15 protein-coding genes, 2 tRNA genes and 1 rRNA gene are annotated in these 21,359 nt (G+C 53.4%); 4 read left to right on the forward strand and 14 right to left on the reverse strand.

Going from position 1 to position 21,359, the window contains the following annotated elements; genetic code table 11:
* Window positions 1–33: 33 nt before the first annotated feature.
* From solA to VN24_RS05180, 5 genes are all read right to left on the reverse strand, one after another.
* A complete protein-coding gene (solA, locus tag VN24_RS05160; protein WP_082083625.1) occupies window positions 34–1,191 on the reverse strand; it encodes an N-methyl-L-tryptophan oxidase in 1,158 nt (385 codons plus the stop codon).
* A gap of 80 nt (window positions 1,192–1,271) precedes the next feature.
* Window positions 1,272–2,045 (reverse strand): amino acid ABC transporter ATP-binding protein, encoded by a 774-nt coding sequence (locus tag VN24_RS05165; protein ID WP_045669539.1) that lies wholly within the window; start codon window positions 2,043–2,045, stop codon window positions 1,272–1,274.
* Window positions 2,042–2,719, reverse strand: a complete 678-nt coding sequence (locus VN24_RS05170) for an amino acid ABC transporter permease (protein WP_052702801.1) — start codon at window positions 2,717–2,719, stop codon at window positions 2,042–2,044. The genes VN24_RS05165 and VN24_RS05170 overlap by 4 nt, the downstream gene beginning before the upstream one ends.
* Window positions 2,720–2,755: 36 nt before the next feature.
* Window positions 2,756–3,577, reverse strand: coding sequence for a transporter substrate-binding domain-containing protein (locus VN24_RS05175; RefSeq protein ID WP_045669540.1), 822 nt, complete (start codon window positions 3,575–3,577; stop codon window positions 2,756–2,758).
* A gap of 40 nt (window positions 3,578–3,617) precedes the next feature.
* Window positions 3,618–4,514: a MurR/RpiR family transcriptional regulator gene (locus VN24_RS05180; protein ID WP_045669541.1), complete on the reverse strand. Its 897-nt coding sequence runs from the start codon at window positions 4,512–4,514 to the stop codon at window positions 3,618–3,620.
* Window positions 4,515–4,812: 298 nt separating this feature from the next.
* Here VN24_RS05180 and VN24_RS05185 point away from each other — a divergent pair, with 298 nt between their 5' ends.
* From VN24_RS05185 to VN24_RS05200, 4 genes are read left to right on the forward strand one after another with little or no spacing between them, the layout of a single operon-like run.
* Window positions 4,813–7,116, forward strand: a complete 2,304-nt coding sequence (locus tag VN24_RS05185; protein WP_052702802.1) for a hypothetical protein — start codon at window positions 4,813–4,815, stop codon at window positions 7,114–7,116.
* A gap of 13 nt (window positions 7,117–7,129) precedes the next feature.
* Entirely contained in the window at window positions 7,130–8,446 is a 1,317-nt protein-coding gene (locus VN24_RS05190; RefSeq protein WP_045669542.1) for a GGDEF domain-containing response regulator, read from the forward strand.
* Window positions 8,443–9,513 carry a HEAT repeat domain-containing protein gene (locus tag VN24_RS05195; RefSeq protein WP_045669543.1) on the forward strand — a complete coding sequence of 357 codons (1,071 nt, stop codon included), beginning with the start codon at window positions 8,443–8,445 and terminating at the stop codon, window positions 9,511–9,513. Before VN24_RS05190 ends, VN24_RS05195 begins: the two co-directional genes overlap by 4 nt.
* An 8-nt stretch (window positions 9,514–9,521) precedes the next feature.
* Entirely contained in the window at window positions 9,522–10,982 is a 1,461-nt protein-coding gene (locus VN24_RS05200; RefSeq protein ID WP_045673000.1) for a glycosyltransferase family 2 protein, read from the forward strand.
* Between the two features lie 574 nt (window positions 10,983–11,556).
* On the opposite strand, the gene ptsP is transcribed toward VN24_RS05200, so the two are convergent.
* The 9 genes from ptsP to VN24_RS05245 all read right to left on the reverse strand — a co-directional run bounded on the left by ptsP (window position 11,557) and on the right by VN24_RS05245 (window position 21,358).
* Window positions 11,557–13,329 carry a phosphoenolpyruvate--protein phosphotransferase gene (gene ptsP, locus VN24_RS05205; protein WP_045669544.1) on the reverse strand — a complete coding sequence of 591 codons (1,773 nt, stop codon included), beginning with the start codon at window positions 13,327–13,329 and terminating at the stop codon, window positions 11,557–11,559.
* Entirely contained in the window at window positions 13,329–13,601 is a 273-nt protein-coding gene (locus tag VN24_RS05210; RefSeq protein WP_045669545.1) for an HPr family phosphocarrier protein, read from the reverse strand. The genes ptsP and VN24_RS05210 overlap by 1 nt, the downstream gene beginning before the upstream one ends.
* A gap of 67 nt (window positions 13,602–13,668) precedes the next feature.
* On the reverse strand, window positions 13,669–14,121 hold the full coding sequence (locus tag VN24_RS05215) for a PTS sugar transporter subunit IIA (RefSeq protein WP_045669546.1): 453 nt from the start codon (window positions 14,119–14,121) through the stop codon (window positions 13,669–13,671).
* Window positions 14,122–14,202: 81 nt separating this feature from the next.
* On the reverse strand, window positions 14,203–15,585 hold the full coding sequence (locus VN24_RS05220) for a PTS fructose transporter subunit IIC (protein ID WP_045669547.1): 1,383 nt from the start codon (window positions 15,583–15,585) through the stop codon (window positions 14,203–14,205).
* 12 nt (window positions 15,586–15,597) lie between these two features.
* Complete coding sequence (gene pfkB, locus VN24_RS05225; RefSeq protein ID WP_045669548.1) at window positions 15,598–16,557, reverse strand: 1-phosphofructokinase; 960 nt, start codon at window positions 16,555–16,557, stop codon at window positions 15,598–15,600.
* Between the two features lie 2 nt (window positions 16,558–16,559).
* A complete protein-coding gene (locus VN24_RS05230; RefSeq protein WP_082083627.1) occupies window positions 16,560–17,336 on the reverse strand; it encodes a DeoR/GlpR family DNA-binding transcription regulator in 777 nt (258 codons plus the stop codon).
* A gap of 735 nt (window positions 17,337–18,071) precedes the next feature.
* A tRNA-Asp gene (locus tag VN24_RS05235) sits at window positions 18,072–18,148 on the reverse strand.
* Window positions 18,149–18,201: 53 nt separating this feature from the next.
* A tRNA-Met gene (locus tag VN24_RS05240) sits at window positions 18,202–18,278 on the reverse strand.
* A gap of 147 nt (window positions 18,279–18,425) precedes the next feature.
* Window positions 18,426–21,358, reverse strand: a 23S ribosomal RNA gene (locus VN24_RS05245).
* Window position 21,359: the final 1 nt, after the last annotated feature.

The following is a 21,359-nucleotide window of genomic DNA, read 5'->3' on the forward strand; positions in this document are numbered from 1 at the left end:
CGAAACGTACCCCTTCCTAGAGCAGCCAATCGTTCAATTCATTCCGAGCGATGGCTGCCCGATAGCCGGACGGGAAATCGAGAAGCCGGAAATAGGATGCTCGGTTCGGCCGTTCATGGCCAGCTGGCATAAAATCTCGCCAATAACACTTGCAAACTTAAATCCGTGTCCCGAGAATCCGCCGGCAATGCTGACATGCGAATATTCCGGATGCCGATCAATGATAAAATCTTCATCGGGCGTCATCGTGAATAAGCAAACCCGTCCCTTGTTTAATTTCCCGGCTGCAGCCGGCATATAGGTTTCCAGGAAGCGGCGGACGTCCCCTTCATCTTCCGGATAAATCCCGAAATCGCGGTTGATATGATCGGGATCAACCATTTCGCCGGTATCCATGCGCCCGAGCTTGACCCCGCTGCCGTCAATGCTGGGAAAACCGTAATACCGTTCAGTCGGCAAATCGAAAATGAATGCGGGAAAAAGCGACGATTGATACAGCTTTTCGTCCGCGTCAAACCAGGCAATCGTTTTGCGCAATGGTTGAAGCGGGAGCTGGAGAGAAGAGAGCAGCTTGCCTGTCCAAGCGCCTGAGCTGACAATAAGCTTGTCCGCGCTGTAACGGCCGTCTTTCGTTTGGACGGTAACCCCGTGCTGATCAATTTCAACGTTCTCCGCCGGCGTATTGCACAGCAGGGTAGCGCCGGATTGTTCTGCCAGCTGACGATAAGCCCGGATGCAATCCTCAACGAAAAGCACCCCTGAGCTCGTTTCCAGACTGCCGATGAAATGTTCCGGGATCTTAATTCCGGGCCAGCGCCGCTGAATCTCTTCCGAACCAAGCACCTCCAGCGGTAAATCATATTTTCGCGCGCTGGCGATGGTCTCATTGACAAACTTGGAATTACGGTCCCCTACGGAAAGAACACCCGTTTGACTAAACAAGGTTTGGCCGCTCTCCTGCTCAAGTTCATTCCATAGCGCTTGGGCTCTTAACGCAAGAGGGACATATTGCCTGCCCTCGCCGTAAGCGTGCCGTATAATTCTTGTATCGCCATGGTGACTGCCGTATACATGCGGCGGATCAAACGCATCGATCAGCAATGTTTTGACCCCTTGCTTAGACAAGTAGTACCCTGCAGCCATTCCCATCGAGCCTGCACCGAGGATAATGACATCGTAATGTGATGACAAGACAACACGCCTCCCCTATATTTAGGCGGCTCCACGAACCGCTATTCCCATGTCTCGTTGACGCACCGAATATTTGTTTTTTACAACGTGCCTGCCGTTCCTTCGAGCACCTGTCTTAGAAACTGCCGGGTTCGAGGGTGGGACGGCGCGGTGAAAATCGTTTCGGGCTTTCCTTCTTCAATAATGACTCCCTGGTCCATAATGACGACTTTGTCCGCAACCTCGCGGGCGAATCCCATCTCATGGGTCACGACAACCATCGTCATTCCTTCCTGCGCCAAATTCCGCATGACTTGCAGAACTTCGCCGACAGTCATCGGATCGAGCGCCGACGTCGGCTCGTCGAACAGCAGCACCTTCGGCTTCATCGCAAGCGCGCGCGCGATTGCGACGCGCTGCTTCTGTCCGCCCGAGAGGCTCGACGGGCGAGCGTGCGCTTTTTCCTCCAAACCAACCTTGCGGAGCAGGTCCAGAGCCAAACGATCGGCATCTTCCCGCGACAGGCCGAGCAAAGAAACTGGCGCCATCGTTATATTTTGCATGACGGATTTATGCGGGAACAGGTTGAACGACTGAAATACCATGCCGACTTCGCGGCGAATCCGGTTCAGCTCGTTTTGAGCCATTTCGCGAATTTTGCCGTTGACCGCCTTTCGACCGATCGGCTCCTTATCGATCGTAATTTCGCCTTTATCGAACGTTTCGAGATAATTGACGCAGCGCAGCAGGGTGCTTTTTCCCGAACCGGACGGCCCGAGAATGACGACAACCTCTCCCCGATTGACCTGGAGGTCGATTCCCCGCAGTACGTGATTATCCCCAAAAGCTTTGTTCAGTCCGTCTATCCGTATCATCGTAAATCATCTCCCGTGCTTAAACGTCTTTCCAGCGCCAGACCGACCATTCCGATCAGATTGTTAACCAGATAGTACAGAACTGCGATTGCGATCAAAAATTCCATCGTCTTGTACGTATCGGCAATCATGAGGTTTGCCTGCCGGAACAGCTCGACAACGGTAATGGTCGACAATAACGACGAGTTTTTGATTAACGATATCAATTCGTTGGTCATGGGGGCCAGCATACGGGTAACGGCTTGCGGAATGATGATTTTGCGCATCGTTTGCATATGGGAGAACCCGAGCGACCTCCCGGCTTCCATCTGTCCTTTGTCAATGGACTGAATGGCTCCCCTAATAATTTGCGAGGCATAAGCTCCGCTGTACATGCCAAGCGCGATAATGCCGGATACCCAAGGGACGGTGTCGATTCCGAAAACAATCGGCAGACCGTAGTACAACAAGAACAGCTGCACGAGCAGCGGCGTTCCCCGAAACCAGGAAAGGTACGCGAGTGCAAGGTACCGGAACGCCTTCAGCTTCGACATTTGACCGAACGAGATCACGGTTCCAAGAACCAAGCTGAGCGCAAATCCGGCAAACGTATAGACGACGGTCAGCCACAAAGATTGCAATAGAAGGCGTATATTGTCCCACTCGCCGATGACGGAAAAATCAAATTGCTGCATGATGCTCTCCTTTCGTTGCCGGATTTTACGCTGCTGCTATTCGAACCATTTTTTCACGATTTGATCGTATTGTCCGCTGTCTTTCACTTTTTTCAACGCTTCGTTGACAGCTTTCGTAAATTCGGCATTTTCTTTGCGTATTCCGTAACCGTAAAACTCTTCCGTCAGCGTATCGGGCAGAACCTTCATCGTTCCCTTTTCTTTCACGTACGTCTTGGCAGCCGGCAATCCGGTAACGACCGCATCGACCTTGCCCGTTTCCAGCTCCAGGAACATCTCCGTGTTTTTCTCTACTTTGACCAGCTTCGTTTCTTTGGCGTTCTCTTCCAGGTATTTCACGGATTTGGTGCCGATCTGAACCGATACCTTCTTGCCCTTCAGATCGTCGAGTCCTTTGATCGAATCGTTATCCTTTTTCACCATGATGGACAGTCCGCCCGGGAAATACGTGTCCGAGAAATCAATCGTCTGTTTGCGCTCATCGGTGATATACATGGAGGATGCGATAATATCGAATTTTTTCGCCTGAAGTCCGGGAATCAGTCCCTTGAATTCCGTATCCACGAAGTTTACTTTATCGGCGCCAAGCTCCTTGGCTACCGCTTGAATCAGATCAATATCGAAGCCTTCATACTTGTCTCCGGTCTTATACTCGAACGGTTTGAACGTGGCGTCGAGTCCGACATCAAGCGTTTTGGACTCGGCGATTTTTTTCAGTACGGCATCTTGGCTCGCAGCGCTGTCGCCCTGCTGTCCTGCGCCCGAATTCGACGTTTCTTTGCCGCCGCACGCTGCCGTCAAGAAAATGAGCATGCTGATCGCCAGCAGAGCAACCGATTTTTTCGTCCATTTGTTCATATGAGAAGTTCCTCCCTAAAAATGTGGTAGATTTGGTTTTCTAACGTCTGAAAAAAACGCGGTTTCGTTGATACATCTCCTCCACGCTGCTCAGCATGTCCTTGGTCCGGTCAAGATCGGTCCGGCCGATCATGTCGAGGAGGATGTTAAGGATGCAGTAGCTCGACGTGTACGAATCGAACAAAGTCGTAAACGTGGTGATGATGATCGGCGTCACGATATCGCATTCGCATATCCCTTCCGCCTGCAGCGTATAACTGTCCGTTATCGTAACGAAATTGAACTTTTCCTGTTTCAGATACTGAATGACGTCGATCATCTCGCGGGGGTACCTTGGAAAGATAAAAGGCAGAATCAAGGTCGACTCGCGATCCATATGATGCAGCATGTCGTAAACGTCGCTGCCGCCGCTCGTGCAAACGCGGACGTCGGGATGGATTTTTCGCAAGAAAAAATAAAAATAATTCGCAAGCGGCGCGCCCGTTCGAAAACCGATAATAAAAACCGTCTTCATGTTCGCGATCCGGGCTGCGATTTGCAGCAATTTTTCCTCGGACGTGTACTCCACCAAATTATTCAGGTTTTCAATTTCCTGGCCGATCAGGATTTCGAGATTCGACTTCGTTTTTCCCGAGATATGATAGCGCTCGACGCCCGTCACTTCATTCCGGATAATGTCCTGGACCGTCTTCAGAAATTGAGAGAAGCCTTTGAACCCTAAACTATTCGTAACGAACCGGGTTACGGACGGCTGACTGACCCCAGCTTTGTCGGCGATTTCGGATGCGGTCATAAAAGCGATCGATCGGTAGTGAACGAGAATGTATTCGGCAATTTTGCGGTTATTCGGCGAAGATTCATCCGAGAAGATCACTTTATTCAGCATATCTTTTAATTGCTCTGCCGAGAGCGGAAGTGGCTGTATCAATTTATTCATCACCACCTTGCATGAAATATTTCATTCAATTGATTTGTGAATAGTATAATACATATGTCATGGTTTGTCTAATGGAATTTTCATTGAATGTCATAAAACGTTACATCTAATTCGTTAAATTGATTTTCAAGCGCGGTTTCCTTCCATATCTATAAACTTCCATTGTCAAACCTCGGACGAGTCAGTATCATCTATGGAAGATTTTCAGCCTCTCTATGGTCTGTCTATGGATGCCCTTCGATCTATATCCGGATACATAGATATTTTTGTGAAAATGGAACAGAGCTGGGGGTACACGATGATTACATTTCGAAGAAAAATAGTTATTGCGGCCATTACGGTGCTTTTTCTGGCGGGCGCCGCCGTTTTTGTCATCAATCAACCGGATCGGCCGGACCGGCCTTCAAACACGGTGACGATTGACGGGGTGACCCTTCCGGCGAGAGCCGGCAAAGCTTACTTGCAAGTGCCCGGGAACAACAGCTGGCATGACCTACTGCTCAAAGGCGTCAATATGGGAATGGCCAAGCCCGGCCATTTTCCCGGCGAAGCGGCGATAACAAAACGCGAATATGCGCGCTGGTTTAAGTCGATCGGCGCGATGAACGCGAACGTGATCCGTGTCTACACACTGCATCCGCCGGAATTTTACGAAGCGTTGTCGGAGTATAACGCCAAAGCCGAGCAGCCGCTTTATTTGCTTCACGGCGTTTGGATCAACGAAGAGAAGCTGCTCTCCACCGGCGATGTGTACATGAAAGACCTAAGCCGGGAGTTCGTCCAGGACATTCGCCGGACGGTCGATGTCATCCACGGAAATGCCGATCTGCCGGCGCGGCCGGGGCACGCCTCCGGGAAGTACCGGGCGGATGTCGCCGATTACGTCATCGGCTGGGTGCTTGGCGTCGAATGGAACCCGGAAGCGGTTCATTCGACCAATAAGAAGCACGAGGGCACTCCCGATTTCAACGGGCGTTATTTCCAGACGAAGCAGGCTTCTCCGTTTGAAAGCTGGCTGGCGGGCATGATGGATGAAGTCGCCGCTTATGAAACCGATCATTATAAATGGCAGCGGCCCATGAGCTTCACCAACTGGGTGACGACCGACCTGCTGAAGCATCCGTCGGAGCCGTTTCTGACGGAAGATCTCGTTTCGATCAATCCGAACGTCATCCGGACTAAACCGGCCTTTCATGGCGGCGCATTCGCTTCTTACCACGTTTATCCCTATTATCCCGAATTCCTCAACTATGAAACGAAATATACCGACTACGTCGATTTTCGGGGGGAGAAAAACAGCTATGCCGGTTATTTGCACGATCTGAAGCGGGTGCACGGCATGCCCGTATTAATCGCAGAGTTCGGCGTTCCCGCTTCCCGCGGGATCACGCATCGCAATGTACACGGATACGATCAAGGGTTCCATACCGAGCAGGAGCAAGGAGCGATCGTCGCCCGCCTTTACAAAAATATTGTGAGGGAAGGCTTGGCCGGCGGACTTATATTCACCTGGCAGGACGAATGGTTTAAACGGACATGGAACACGGCCGACCTGGACAATCCCGACCGTCGTCCGTTTTGGTCCAATGCCCAGACCGGGGAGCAGCAATTCGGTTTGCTCAGCTTTGACCCCGGTCCGGTTGAAACCTCGTTGTATGCGGATGGGATGGCGGACGATTGGAAGAAAGCCGGGGTTGACCCGGCGAAGATGGAAACCTCCGGTCCTGTCCGAACTTTGGACGAGGACGACGGGCTTAGAGCGATCAACCAATGGTTCGTATCCAGCGATGCACGCTACGTCTATTTCCGGATTGATTTCGCAAAAGATGTCCGTCCGTTCGATTGGTCGAAAGGCAGCATCCTCCTGCTGCTCGATACGATTCCGGGTCAAGGACAGCATCGGATACCCGGCGGAAGCGGCCTGACCACCGACGCGGGCATCGATTTCGCGATCGATCTGAAAGGTCCGGGTCGGCAATCGCGCATGTGGGTAGACAGCTACTACGACCCTTTTTATTACGAGTACGGCCCGAGGCTTAACATGCTGCCAGTCGTGGATTACGCGAACCGGAAAAATAACGGGATATTCCACAAAATTAACCTGGCGCTCAACCGCCCGCTCGATATCCCTAATGTCCGCGGCAAAACGATTCATTTGCCCTTGGACAAGTTCGAGACGGGGCTGCTCCGGTCCGGGAACGGTAATCCGAACAGCCCGGACTACGATTCGTTAACCGACGTCGCCTATAATGACAAGGAGCATAGGGTCGAAGTCCGGATCCCTTGGCAGCTGCTGAACGTGAAGGATCCGAGCACACGCGAAATAATGAGCGACCTTTGGAAGAAGGGGCTTCAAGGCGGCGAAAAAACATCGGGCTTCAAGATCGCCCTCCTCTCCTACCGTCCGAACGGCAGCGACCGTGCCGACGCTCCCGGCGGCCCGGACATCTCGTATTCCGTGCCGGGTACGGTAAGCGGCACGCTGTCGGCCAAAGACATGTTTACGTATGAGTGGAGCGAGTGGGAGACGCCCGAATATCATGAACGTCTCAAGAAGTCCTACTACATGATGAAAGATTTATTTTCAACACAGATGAAGTAAAGGTGTGTCCGCTATGGAAACGAACAACACGAGAGTCATCAGCACCGATGAGCGGAGCGAAATTCCCGCGGCCGGAGACGGCCGGCGGCCTCTCATTCTCGTCATAACCCCCGATAACGTTTTTTTGCAATTCGTTACCGATACATTTTTGAGCCAAGGATGGGCAACGGCAGCGACAACCGATCCCGCCCATGCGGTTCAAACCTTTTTCGAATTAAAGCCGGACTTGGTCATTATGGATGCCTACGCAAAGAAAGATGCCGGTTCGGCAGCGCTCGATGCGATCCGCGAGCATGCCGAAACCGTTCTGCTGCCGCTGATGAATGCCGGCGATTTCCGCGGCAAAGCCGCTGAAGAGCTTATCGCCGTGGCTGAAAGTCAGCTGGACATGCGGAGGCGGATCGACGAGCTCGCCCTGCTTGACGGGCTGTCGGGGATGTACAACCGGAAGTATTTTTCGATCGAAATGAGCCGGCAATTGAACGACCTGCGGCGCACCCGCGAGCCCTTCACCATCGTCATGATGGATATGGACGGCACCCGTGAAATCAACAGCCGGTTCGGTTACGCGGAAGGAGACCGAACAATTCGGCATATGGGCCGTTTCGTAAAAGAGCGGGTCCGCTGTTCCGATGTACTGGCCAGAATCGATGCCGATCGTTTCGTGCTGATTCTGCCGAAAACGTATGCCGAAAACGCGATGACGCTTGTGCGTCGGCTCCAGAACGAATTTGCGGCTGCCCGCGTAGATATGTGCGGCGAAGCTTCCTCGTGCACCTTTTCCGCCGGTCTGCTGGAAGTGATCGATGTTGCCTGGGATGAAGCGATGTGTGTCCGAATGGCCGAATCGGCGCTTCAAGGCGCCAAATCAGAAGGCGGAAACGTCTCCCGCATCTTCCGTTTGCAGGACGAACGGGAGGCAGGCTGGATGCGGCACCTGAACCTCGCCATTGTGGAAGACGACGATTTGATCCGCAATTTGCTGGAGAAGCGGCTGCCGGAAATCGGCGGAGCCAAGCTTGCCCTCGATATTCGAAGCTACAAGGACGGGGAATATTTCTTTGCGGACGAATGGCATAACGGCAAAGGCCAGTTCCTCATTATACTGGACCGCAACATGCCGCGTATGAACGGAATGGAAGTCGTGCGCAGGCTGAGAAGCGGCTATGACCGCTCCCGCTACCAGATCCTGATGCTGACGGCCGTCAATTCGGAAGCGGGCATCGCCCAGGCGATTGAGGCCGGAGTCGACGATTACATGACGAAGCCCTTCAGCCTGGTCGAATTGGAATCCCGGATCCTGCGTCTGGTTAAGGGGCTGAAACGATGAATACGAGCCTCGCAATCGCTGAAGGAACGGGTCTCATTTTTCTCGCAAGCGCCCTTCTTATCTTTATTCATCTGGTTGCCCGCAAGCTGTGGATGAAGAACGAGGAACGGCGGAAACAGACTTTAATGGCTGCCTTCCAGCAAGCGGACTCCGCAGTGGAACATTACCTTCGCACGGGTGAACAGGCGGATCGGCTGAAGCTCCGGCGGCCGTACGAATACGAAGCGCTGGAAGCCTACTTCGGGCAGCGGATCAAGGCGAACGCCGCGCGTGAGAAAGAGCTTATTTATCGCTTTGCCGACCGCTATTTTCACCGCTATTATGCGCAAAGGCTGAACCGTCGCCGCTGGAGCAACCGTATGGGCGCTTTGCTGTACATCGAACGCTTCCGGCTGCACCGCCTTCTGCCGGATGTAAAGGAGCTTCTGCTGCGGAGGCGTCTGTCCGACGAGGAACGCTATCTCGTCTATCGCGTAATGGCCTCTTTGCAGGACAAGGACATCACCCGGATCCTGTTATCTTCACCCGATCGGCTGCTGCCTGCTTATGTGTACAGGCAGATCCTGCTTGTGCTTGAAATGCCGCACTTGGAACAATTGATCGCCGCGTTTGACCGCTGCCCATTGCCGCTGCAGGAATCGATCATCGATATATTGCGTACCCGCAACGAGCGGACGTATCCGTTACTGGAGCTGCTCGAGCGGACGCTTGATCATGAACAGGCTGAATTGCGGATCCGCGCCTTGAAAGCGTTGGCCAACTTCGGATATATGTCCGGTGATGGGGTACGGCGGCTCTGCGAATCGTTTGACCTTTGGAGAGCCCGGTCATGGCAGGAGAGGTTAATGGTCGCCAAGCTGATGGGAAGTCTCAAAGAAGCGCAGTTCCTCCCCTATCTGCAGGAAATGATCGGAGACCCGTCGTTTCACATTCGGGCGGAAGCCGCGGCAGCCATCTCCCGCTATAAGCATGGCACGGAATGGCTCGAGTTCATTCGCGACCACCACTCCGACAGATATGCGCGCGACATGGCGGGCGAGATATTAAATAGAGGGGTGATCCGGTAATGGAGACGATGATGGATATCGCGAGCCGGATCTTCGTTTGGGTCGACCGCCTCATTTTCGCCTACGTTATATCGGTTACCGGCATTTATTTGATTTTGTTCGCCGCATCCGCCCACAAACTGCGCAAGGAAGCCGGTTTGCCCGATATCCGGTATGAAGACGTGCTGTCGTCGCATTATACTCCGCCGCTGTCGATTCTCGTTCCGGCCTACAACGAGGAAGCCGGCATCGTGTCGAGCATTCGGTCGCTTCTCGGCATCAATTATTCGGAATACGAGATCATCGTGATCAACGACGGCTCCAAGGATAACACGCTGGATGCGGTCATCCGCGAATTTGACATGTACCCGCGCGAGGACAAATTCATATGGTACGGGATGGAAAGAACACCCAAACCTATCCGACAGGTTTATACCTCTCGGCTGCACCGAAATCTGCTGCTGATCGATAAAGAGAACGGGGGCAAGTCGGACGCTTTGAACGCCGGCATTCTCGCCTCGAAGTACCCTTATTTTGTTTCCCTCGACGGAGATACGGTGCTCGATTCCGATGCTTTCATTAAAGTGATGAAGCCGATCATGGAGGCGAAGCCGGGAGAAGAAATCATTGCCTCCGGCGGCAGCGTCAACATTGCCAACGGCAGCGTCATCGACAACGGCCATCTGGGAAAAGGCCAGAACAGGCTTGCCCGCAATCCGCTCGTCATGATGCAGGTAATCGAGTATTTCAGAGCATTTCTTATGGGCAGAATCAGTCTGAGCCGCTTCAACATTTTGCTGCTCGTTTCCGGGGCGTTCAGCGTCTTTCGTAAAGACTGGGTCATCCGCGCCGGGGGATATGAACTGGATACGATCGGTGAAGATATGGAGCTGGTCGTCAGACTGCACCGAATGGCCCGGGAAAACAAAAGCAAGGCGAGAATCGCCTATGTTCCGGATCCGGTATGCTGGACGGAAGCGCCCGACAACCTCTCCTTGCTGCGGAGACAGCGCATCCGTTGGCACAGGGGATTGTATGAAAGCTTGATCCGCCACAAAAAAATGCTGTTCAACCCCGCATACGGCGCCATCGGGTTCGCAGGAATGCCCTACTTCCTGTTTGTCGAACTGCTGGGACCTTTGGTCGAGCTGCTCGGTTACGGTTCCGTCGTGTTCGGCCTTTGGCTCGAAGCGATCGATGTCCAGTTCGCGATCACGCTCTTTATCGTGATGTTGATTTACGGATCGTTTTTGTCGATGGGAGCCGTTTTGTTGGAAGAATGGGGGCTAAGGAGATACCCCAACGTTTCCGACCTGCTTTATCTGTTCTTCTTTGCACTGACCGAATCGTTCTGGTACCGGCCATTAACGTGCTTTTGGCGTCTGGAAGGGCTGCTGCGGGCTCTCGCCAGTACCAAGAGGGAGTGGGGAGAGATGACCCGCAAGCCCAGCATCCTCACATCGGGAAAAGACCGGAACTCTGCGGCGTAACCCATCAAAAAAACATCATCGATGCGTAACCTTCAAAAAAACATCGTCGATGGGTTAAGCTTTCTGCTAGATTGAGATCGCATTGGAGAGCCAGTCCCAATGATGACGCAAAAGGACCTCCAATCACCGCCGGCAAAGCGGAACTGGAGGTCCTTTCCTCGCTAAGCCTGCGAATGTGCAGGTTTTATTGATCGAAATCGCTTGTCGTATGGGAAAACCTGCGATGGTACAGGAATTCCCGGCTTTTATTGCCTAAACGTAAGATGGGGGCAACAATAAAAGCATTTTTGCAGGAATTTTAACGTAGTCGATTAAGAAAAAGAAAAAAGATGTACGATCGCATGTATTTCAAAAATTACCCCTTCGTTCAGAGCAATACAGCGTTCGAAGGGCAGTACGATCGTTGATGCATTAATTTCGAGTATCAGCTTCATACTAGGGGGCAGGCAGGCAAAAAGCCCGGCAAGCTGGAGAACTGGACGTATGAAGAAGAAGTATACTTGTAAAATAAACGAACCCGTCAAGGATATCCCTTTGACCGGTTCGTTTTGTTTCGTTTTTTGTAGCGAAAGGCTTACTCCGATGCTTCGGCCTGAAACAGCTCCAGCTCTCTGCGCACTTCCTCTGCGGTGTCCATATCCAGCACCCGCTCTACGAGCGCCTGACAGCTGCTGCGGTCCAGCTTGGTCACGACCTCTTTGATGCGGCGCATGCGGGAAGGGGCCATGCTCCATTCGTGAAGTCCGAGGCCGACGAGCAGCGGAGCCGCCAGCGGATCGCCTGCCATGCTGCCGCACATTCCCGTCCATTTGCCCCCCACTTCGGATGCGTCAATAACGTTCTTGATCAAACGAAGAACCGCCGGATGGAAGTAGTCGTACAGCCCTGCCACCCGCTCGTTCATCCGGTCGACCGCAACCGTATATTGGACAAGATCGTTCGTGCCGATGCTGAAAAAGTCCACTTCGCGGGCAAAACGGTCCGCCTGCAGCGCCGCCGACGGGATCTCGACCATAATGCCGAGGCCTACGCGTTCGGCCATCGCCACGCCTTCCGCGGCAAGCGAGGCGCGTGCTTCCTCGAACAGCGCTTTCGCTTCCCGCCACTCCCGCAGCCCCGAAATCATCGGGAACATGACGTTGATCTTGCCGTGGGCGCTCGCGCGCAAAATCGCGCGCAGCTGCGTCATAAACAGCTCCTTGCGGTCCAGACAGAGCCGGATCGCACGGTACCCGAGAAACGGGTTCATCTCTTCCGGCAGATCCATATAAGGCAGTTCCTTGTCGCCGCCGATGTCCAGCGTACGGATAACAACCGGACGTCCCTGCATCGCTTCGGTAACCGCTTTGTACGCCTCGTACTGCGTCTGCTCATCCGGCATCTCGCTGCGGCTCATGAACAGAAACTCGGTCCGGTACAAGCCGACCGCTTCCGCGCCTTGCGCAACGAGGTCGGCCGCCTCTTCCGGCGTTCCGATATTGGCGGCGATTTCTGCCCGGAAGCCGTCGCGTGTGATCGCTTCCTTATCGGCGAACGCCTGCAGCTTGCGCTGTTCTTCGGCCTGCGCTTCCATCGCCGCGAGATAAGCGGCTACTGTCGCTTCAGACGGATTCACGACACATTCTCCCGCTCCGCCGTCGATCGCAACCGTATCGCCGTTTTCGATGCCGTCGATTCCCGCCCCTGCGCCGAGAACGGCCGGAATGCCGAGCGAATTCGCCAGAATAGCGGTATGCGACGTTTTGCCGCCGATTCGGGTCACAAAACCAAGCACATACTTTTTGTTCAGCTGCACCGTATCCGACGGCGACAAGTCGTCGGCAATCAGAATGACTTCCTCGCTTATATCGGACAGCTTTCCGCCCCCCGCGCCGATTAGATGCGTCAGCAGCCTTGCGGCTACATCCCGGATGTCCGCAGCTCGCTCCCGCATGTACTCGCTAGCCATACTTTCGAACAGCGCAGCCGTTTGCTCGGCTACGATCCGCACCGCCGCCTCCGCCGCCCACGACTCCGCAGCGATTTTTTGCTCCATCTGCGGATAAAAGGAAGGGTCGGCCAGCATGCTGATCTGACCCTTCAAAATGACCGCTTTCTCTTCCCCGACCGTCTGCCGGGTATGCTCCACCAGCTTCTCCAGATCTTCCAACGAACGTTCCTTCGCTACTCGAAGCCGATCGGTCTCTTTGTCCGGAGAATCGGTTTTTCGTTCTTCAACCGCATCCAAAGTAACCGGGTTATATACGAACGCCTTCCCAATCCGAGATCCTTCCGATACGCCCAAGCCGTTAAACTTGCGCTCCTCCGTCATCACGCCCGCCTCCTCACTTGCAGTACCGGCATTCATTACGCTTCTCCGAAGCCGCTGTCCACGAGACTTATGAGCGCTTCAATCGCATCCGCCTCATCCGAACCTTCCGCGGAAATGGTAATCTCTTTTCCTTTCGTAAGCCCAAGCGTCATAAGACCGAGAATGCTTTTGCCGTCGACTACCGTATGCGGGTCCTGGATCGTGACCTTGATTGCGGACTGGAATTTTGCCGCCTGCTCCGTGAACAGCTGTGCCGGACGAATATGAAACCCGCTTTCGTTGCGGATGACCGTATTTTTTGTAACCATGTCGTCAAATCCCTTCTCTATTTAAAATAACCTGTTCGAAATGAATGATACCGTGGCCGATTCGTGCTCAGATGGCGCCGAGCAGCTCCTTTAGCTGGGCGGAATCCTCGACCGCGAGCAGCTGCTCGCGGAATTCATCGTCGATCAGCTTGCGCGAGATTGCGATCAAAATTTTCAAATGGTCGTTCCCGGCCGCTTCTTCCGGAACGGCAATCATGAATGCGGCCGAGACCGGCTCGCCGTCGAGAGACTGCCAGTCGATCGGACTTGCGAATTTCGCGAAGGCGAGAGCCGCTTGGGCGACGCCGGACGATTTGCCGTGCGGAATCGCCACGCCGAACCCGATTCCGGTTGAGCCGGTATTTTCTCGTGCGTGAAGCGCCTCAAGGTAAGCGGCTTTGTCAGTAACGGCGCCGCTCTCTGCCAGCGCTCCCGCGAGTGCGTCAATGGCCGCATTTTTGTCGTTCACGTCCAGCGGAATGAGAATCGATTGATCGTTCAAAAGAGATGTAATGTTCATTTTTTGGTTCCTCCTGGTTGGTTCCATTTTTTTCTATCTTGCATGTTTGAAGCGCAGTTGTCTATCTTAATTATCACGTTATTATTCTGCAATCGTTTTTTTCGTAAACTTGAGCGATAAGGCCGTTACGACCGAGCCGATAACAATTGCCAGTGCATACAATCCGACATGTCCGACCGCGTTCGGGATGAGCAGTACGAATGCCCCTCCATGCGGCGCCTGCAGCGTGGCGTGGAACACCATCGAGAGCGCGCCGGTCACGGCGGACCCCGCTACGAGGCATGGGATAACGCGGAGCGGATCGCTTGCTGCAAACGGGATCGCGCCTTCGGTAATAAACGAGAGACCGAGCACGGCAGCGGATTTGCCGGCGTCTTTTTCTTCCTTCGTAAATTTGTTCTTCGCAATGAGCGTTGCAAGCCACAGCCCCAGTGGCGGCGTCATGCCTGCGGCCATAACGGCGGCCATCGGCCCATATACTTGGCTTGCGAGCAGCCCGACCGAAAACGTATACGCCGCTTTGTTGATCGGTCCGCCCATATCGATCGCCATCATGCCGCCGAGCAGCAGACCGAGCAGCACCGCGTTGGTGGAACCGATCGATTGCAGCCACAGCGTAAGGTGGTCCATGATATATTTTACTGGCTCGCCGATGACATAAATCATCAGAAGTCCGGTAATGCCCGATGCAAGCAGCGGTATAAGCAGAATCGGTTTCAGACCTTCGAAGTTGCGCGGCAGCTTAATGTACTTTTTCAAATAGAGCGCCACGTAACCGCCGAGAAAACCGGCGATGATGCCGCCAAGGAAGCCGGCTCCCAGCTGGGAAGCGAGCATGCCGCCGATCAGGCCGGGCGCCAGGCCCGGTTTTTCCGCGATCGAGAAGGCGATGAAGCCGGCAAGAACCGGAACCATCAAAGCGAATGCAGCGCCGCCTCCGATATCCATCAAAGCGGCGGCAAAGGTGCCTTCTTGTTCAAAGGCTTTAATCCCGAATATAAATGAAATCGCGATCAAAAGTCCGCCTGCGACGACGAGCGGCAGCATCGCCGACACGCCGGTCATGAGATGTTTGTAAAACGGCGAGCGCGTTTTCGTTTTTGCGGCAGGCTCGGTTTGGACACTTGCTTTCGGTGCCGCTTCCGCCGCAGGGGCGGCCGCTTCCATTGCAAGTGCTTGCTCAATCAAGCCGGATGCATTGCGGATCGCTTGCGCTACGGGCACACGAACGACCGGCTTACCGGCGAAACGCCCTTCCTGTACGTCGGTGTCCGCTGCGACAATGATCGCATGGGCCTCTGCAATTTCCTGCGCTGTAATTTCATTTTCCACGCCGACCGCGCCGCGCGTTTCGACTTTAATCTCCATATCTTTCTGCTTGCCCGCTTTGATGAGCGATTCGGCAGCCATATAGGTGTGGGCAACGCCCGTCGGACATGCTGTGACCGCATAAATCTTTTTCATGGTTAGTTCCCCCTAAACCGATGTGTTAAACTTTGAGATCGGTGTAATACTGACTAGCGCAAGCTTTTCTTCCACTTCGAAAAACGTGCATACATCCGATCCCGGTTTTGAAGCGGTAATGGAGCCGGCTGCCGTCGTCCATCGGGCCGTTTCCTCCAATGTCTTGCCTTCAATCAGACAAAACGCAAGGGCTGCAACCATCGAATCGCCCGCTCCGACCGTGCTCAGCGGCACAATCGGGAACGGCCGGGCGCGAATCGCCTCTTCTCCGCTGACAACAATCGAGCCTTCAGCTCCCATAGACACGATGACGTATTGAATACCATCGCCCAGCAGCCCTTTTGCAGCTTTTACAATCTCCTGGTCACTTTCCAGCTCATATCCTATCAGCGCTTCCAATTCATGAATGTTGGGCTTAAGCGCGTAAGGAGCCGCTGTAATCCCAAATTTCAGCGCTTCCCCGTCCGCATCCAAAATGGTTTTTACCCCGTATCGGGAGGCAATGCAAATCATCTGCCGGTACAAATCCTGCGGCGCTCCGGGTGGAAGACTGCCTCCGAGAACGAGAACGGCCGTAGCAGGCATCGCCTTTTCGAAACGGTCGAGGAAGTCGGTGAGCACTTTTTCCGTAATGACAGCGCCGGGTTCGTTCAATTCCGTCGTTTCTTTCGTCGCCTCGTCAACAACCTTCAAATTCGTTCGGGTCCGTCCTTCCGCTTCAAGAAAAAAGGTGGGAATTCCCTGCTGCTCCACCATCCGCGCGAGAAGCCGGCCTTCCTCTCCAGCCTGGATTCCCCAAGCCGTTACATTAGCATTAAATCGCTTTAAAACTTTGGCGACATTGATTCCTTTTCCGCCGGCATCCACTCTTACGTCTTTGATGCGATTAAGCCCGGCGACAGTGAATCCATTGACCGTAACCGTTTTATCCAGTGCCGGGTTCATGCTGACCGTAATAATAGCATCCTTCATGTTCATCGATCCTTTGCGATTGTGACCTGTATGCCTTCCGCTTCCATTTCCCGGACCGCGTCGGCTGAAATTCCCTGATCTATAATACAGTGATGAATCTCCGTTAAATCCGCTACTTTGCCAAACGAAACTTTGCCGTACTTGCTGTGATCCGCAAGCAGGATAACCTGCTTCGCCGATTCGATCATCCGCCGTTTCGTCTCCGCTTCGATCAAATTCGGCGTCGTTAAGCCGCTTCCAGGCTCGATGCCGTTAATCGCCAAAAACAATTTGTCGAACTTCACGGAGCCGATCGAGCGGTCCGCGAGCGGCCCTACCATCGCTTGCGTCTCATGTCTCAGCGATCCGCCGGTCAGCAGCAGATTAATGTTCGGCTGATGGTGAAGAATTTGCACAACCATAACGGAATTGGTTACAACCGTCAGCCTGGAAAATGCGTGCAGCCGTTTAGCCAGTTTATAAGTTGTTGTACCCGAATCCAGAAAAATTGATTCCCCGTCTTCTATAAAATTGAGCGCCGCTTCTGCAACCGCTTCCTTTTGACTGCTGAAACGATCTTCTTTTTCGATAAACGATGGTTCCCGATTGTCCTGAATCCCGATGGAAACGGCTCCTCCATGCGTCCGCCGAAGCAGCTTCGTGTCTTCGAGATCACGCAAATCTCTGCGGACGGTCGATTCGGATACTTGAAAATACTGCGCAAGTTCCAGAACCGAAGCACGGCCTTTCTGCTGTATATAATCCGCGATTTCCCGCTTTCGTTCTTCTTCAAACAGCAAGCGCTTTCAACTCCTTTCCGCCTAACCGCGAACGGCAGAAGTTTGTTTCTTCGTTACGAGATTTGTCAGCGGCTAAGGACAATTCCTTCTGCTGCTGCTGTGAGCATACTTCCAATTTACGTGCTCATATGCGATTGTTTCTAATGTTTTGTCCTCGATATTGATTATATATGATCATGACCAAAAAGTAAAGCGGTTTCACAAATGAATTTGAGCAAAAACAAGCACGCTCGACAAATATCGCGGAGCTTGTACAGCTCATGTCCGGGAAGCGTGACAGATCCAGTGAGCGCGGCCCAGGTGGGCGCCCATATATAACACCAGATCGCCGTTCAATCGCTGCAATCGCTCTGCACGAAAGGGTAATTTCTGAAAAACATGCATGCGTGCGTACATCTTTATTCTTTTTATTTATCGGCTCCGTGAAAATTCATGCAATAATCCTTTTTTGCAGGCCCAATTTTACGTTCAAGTAATAGAAGCTTGGAATACCTGCGGTTTGCGCAGGTATTCCCTTTCGACATGCGATTTCGATCGAAAAAAGCTGCACATTGGCAGGTTTGACGAGGAAGGACCTCCACTCCGCTTTGTTAGCGGTGAAGTGGAGCCTTTTGCGTCATATATGGACTAGCTCACTCATGCGAACACTTATGATTCAGCCCTCCTAAGCAACAAAAAATCCGTCCAATGGACGGATTAAGTCAGCTTTATTAGAAAGAGATAAAGGTTATAAAATGGCGGAGCTGACGGGATTCGAACCCGCGGTCTCCTGCGTGACAGGCAGGCATGTTAGGCCTCTACACCACAGCTCCGTGTATGTATGGTTTATTCCGATCGTGATGAATCCGGAATTTCCAAAAATAATTGGTTGCGGGGGCAGGATTTGAACCTGCGGCCTTCGGGTTATGAGCCCGACGAGCTACCGGGCTGCTCCACCCCGCGTCGATTACTAATTGAAGCTGCAGGTATCAGACTAATTAAAGTCTGGCCTGATCAAAGTTTACACCTTGAAAACCGGATGCGAAAGATTGCTTGTGCTTCCTTAGCTGATTCATATGCCTTGCGGTTTTCCTCACTTGGAAAACCCATTAGGATAAGCCCTCGACCGATTAGTATTCGTCAGCTGCACACGTTGCCGCGCTTCCACCTCGAACCTATCAACCTGGTCGTCTTCCAGGGGTCTTACATACTGGGAAATCTCATCTTGAGGGGGGCTTCACGCTTAGATGCTTTCAGCGCTTATCCCGTCCGTACTTGGCTACCCAGCGGTGCTCCTGGCGGAACAACTGGTACACCAGCGGTACGTCCATCCCGGTCCTCTCGTACTAAGGACAGCTCCTCTCAAATTTCCTACGCCCACGACAGATAGGGACCGAACTGTCTCACGACGTTCTGAACCCAGCTCGCGTACCGCTTTAATGGGCGAACAGCCCAACCCTTGGGACCTACTTCAGCCCCAGGATGCGATGAGCCGACATCGAGGTGCCAAACCTCCCCGTCGATGTGGACTCTTGGGGGAGATAAGCCTGTTATCCCCAGGGTAGCTTTTATCCGTTGAGCGATGGCCCTTCCATTCGGTACCACCGGATCACTAAGCCCGACTTTCGTCCCTGCTCGACTTGTAGGTCTCGCAGTCAAGCTCCCTTATGCCTTTGCACTCTGCGAATGATTTCCAACCATTCTGAGGGAACCTTGGGGCGCCTCCGTTACATTTTAGGAGGCGACCGCCCCAGTCAAACTGCCCGCCTGACACGGTCCCCCTACCGGTTTCACGGTAGCGGGTTAGAACTCAAGTACGATCAGGGTGGTATCCCAACGGCGCCTCCACCGAAGCTGGCGCTCCGGCTTCTTAGGCTCCCACCTATCCTGTACAGATCGTACCCAAGTCCAATATCAAGCTGCAGTAAAGCTCCATGGGGTCTTTCCGTCTTGTCGCGGGTAACCTGCATCTTCACAGGTATTAAAATTTCACCGGATCTCTCGTTGAGACAGCGCCCAAGTCGTTACGCCATTCGTGCGGGTCAGAATTTACCTGACAAGGAATTTCGCTACCTTAGGACCGTTATAGTTACGGCCGCCGTTTACTGGGGCTTCGGTTCACAGCTTCGGATTGCTCCTAACCGCTCCCCTTAACCTTCCAGCACCGGGCAGGCGTCAGCCCGTATACTTCGCCTTACGGCTTCGCACAGACCTGTGTTTTTGCTAAACAGTCGCTTGGGCCTTTTCACTGCGGCCCCCTCGGGCTATTCACCCTACCGAGGCACCCCTTCTCCCGAAGTTACGGGGTCATTTTGCCGAGTTCCTTAACGAGAGTTACTCCGCGCGCCTTAGCATGCTCTGCTCGCCTACCTGTGTCGGTTTGCGGTACGGGCACCTTCTCCTGGCTAGAGGCTTTTCTCGGCAGCCGGAGCACATGACCTTCGGTACTGTAATTTTCCCTCCCCATCACAGCCCAGCTTTAACGGTTGACGGATTTACCTATCAACCAGCCTCACTGCTTGGACGAGCTATTCCATCAGCTCGCGTCACTACCCTTCTGCGTCACCCCATCGCTCATAGCGGATTACGGTGGTACAGGAATATCAACCTGTTGTCCTTCGACTACGCCTTTCGGCCTCGCCTTAGGTCCCGACTTACCCTGAGAGGACGAGCCTTCCTCAGGAACCCTTAGGCTTTCGGCGGATGGGATTCTCACCCATCTTTTCGTTACTCATACCGGCATTCTCACTTGAATGCAGTCCACCAGTCCTTCCGGTCTGACTTCAACCCGCATTCAACGCTCCCCTACCCAAGTACCTAAAAGGTACATGCCATAGCTTCGGTGGTGTGTTTAGCCCCGTTACATTTTCGGCGCAGAGTCACTCGACCAGTGAGCTATTACGCACTCTTTCAATGGTGGCTGCTTCTAAGCCAACATCCTGGTTGTCTGGGCAACTCCACATCCTTTCCCACTTAACACACACTTGGGGACCTTAGCTGATGATCTGGGCTGTTTCCCTCTTGACGATGGATCTTAGCACTCACCGTCTGACTCCCGGTCTTACGTCTATGGCATTCGGAGTTTGACTGGACTTGGTAACCCTTGGCGGGCCCCGCACCCAATCAGTGCTCTACCTCCACGACGCATAATGACCGAGGCTAGCCCTAAAGCTATTTCGGGGAGAACCAGCTATCTCCGGGTTCGATTGGAATTTCTCCGCTACCCCCACCTCATCCCCGAATTTTTCAACATTCGTGGGTTCGGGCCTCCAGTGCGTGTTACCGCACCTTCACCCTGGACAGGGGTAGATCACCCGGTTTCGGGTCTACATCCACGTACTAAAGCGCCCTATTCAGACTCGCTTTCGCTGCGGCTACGGCTTCCCACCTTAACCTTGCACGTGAACGTAACTCGCCGGTTCATTCTACAAAAGGCACGCCATCACCCATAGATCGGGCTCTGACTTCTTGTAAGCGCACGGTTTCAGGATCTGTTTCACTCCCCTTCCGGGGTGCTTTTCACCTTTCCCTCACGGTACTGCTTCACTATCGGTCGCCAGGGAGTATTTAGCCTTGGCAGATGGTCCTGCCGGATTCCCACGAGGTTTCACGTGTCTCGCGGTACTCGGGATCCGTCTCGGAGGGGATGAGCTTTTAGCTACAGGGCTTTTACCTCTTCTAGCGGGCCTTTCCAGACCTCTTCACCTAACCCATCCCTTTGTAACTCCATGTGAGACGTCCCACAACCCCAGGAAGCAAGCTTCCTGGTTTGGGCTAATCCGCGTTCGCTCGCCGCTACTGACGGAATCACTTTTGTTTTCTCTTCCTCAGGGTACTTAGATGTTTCAGTTCCCCTGGTATGCCTCAACCTGACCTATGGATTCAGTCAGGAGTGACTGCGCATTACCGCAGCCGGGTTTCCCCATTCGGACATCCCCGGATCAAAGCCTGCTTACGGCTCCCCGAGGCATTTCGTCGTTCGCCACGTCCTTCTTCGGCTCCTGGCGCCTAGGCATCCTCCGTGCGCTCTTACTAGCTTAACCT

It is taken from the genome of Paenibacillus beijingensis, from assembly GCF_000961095.1.
GTDB lineage: Bacteria > Bacillota > Bacilli > Paenibacillales > Paenibacillaceae > Paenibacillus_O > Paenibacillus_O beijingensis.

Excerpts from the sequence above, each read along its gene's own strand:
- VN24_RS05165 (WP_045669539.1), bottom strand. The coding sequence starts at position 2,045 with ATGATACGGATAGACGGACTGAACAAAGCTTTTGGGGATAATCACGTA.
- VN24_RS05170 (WP_052702801.1), bottom strand. The coding sequence starts at position 2,719 with ATGCAGCAATTTGATTTTTCCGTCATCGGCGAGTGGGACAATATACGC.
- VN24_RS05175 (WP_045669540.1), bottom strand. The coding sequence starts at position 3,577 with ATGAACAAATGGACGAAAAAATCGGTTGCTCTGCTGGCGATCAGCATG.
- VN24_RS05180 (WP_045669541.1), bottom strand. The coding sequence starts at position 4,514 with ATGAATAAATTGATACAGCCACTTCCGCTCTCGGCAGAGCAATTAAAA.
- VN24_RS05185 (WP_052702802.1), top strand. The coding sequence starts at position 4,813 with ATGATTACATTTCGAAGAAAAATAGTTATTGCGGCCATTACGGTGCTT.
- VN24_RS05190 (WP_045669542.1), top strand. The coding sequence starts at position 7,130 with ATGGAAACGAACAACACGAGAGTCATCAGCACCGATGAGCGGAGCGAA.
- VN24_RS05195 (WP_045669543.1), top strand. The coding sequence starts at position 8,443 with ATGAATACGAGCCTCGCAATCGCTGAAGGAACGGGTCTCATTTTTCTC.
- VN24_RS05200 (WP_045673000.1), top strand. The coding sequence starts at position 9,522 with ATGATGGATATCGCGAGCCGGATCTTCGTTTGGGTCGACCGCCTCATT.
- ptsP (WP_045669544.1), bottom strand. The coding sequence starts at position 13,329 with ATGAATGCCGGTACTGCAAGTGAGGAGGCGGGCGTGATGACGGAGGAG.
- VN24_RS05210 (WP_045669545.1), bottom strand. The coding sequence starts at position 13,601 with ATGGTTACAAAAAATACGGTCATCCGCAACGAAAGCGGGTTTCATATT.
- VN24_RS05215 (WP_045669546.1), bottom strand. The coding sequence starts at position 14,121 with ATGAACATTACATCTCTTTTGAACGATCAATCGATTCTCATTCCGCTG.
- VN24_RS05220 (WP_045669547.1), bottom strand. The coding sequence starts at position 15,585 with ATGAAAAAGATTTATGCGGTCACAGCATGTCCGACGGGCGTTGCCCAC.
- pfkB (WP_045669548.1), bottom strand. The coding sequence starts at position 16,557 with ATGAAGGATGCTATTATTACGGTCAGCATGAACCCGGCACTGGATAAA.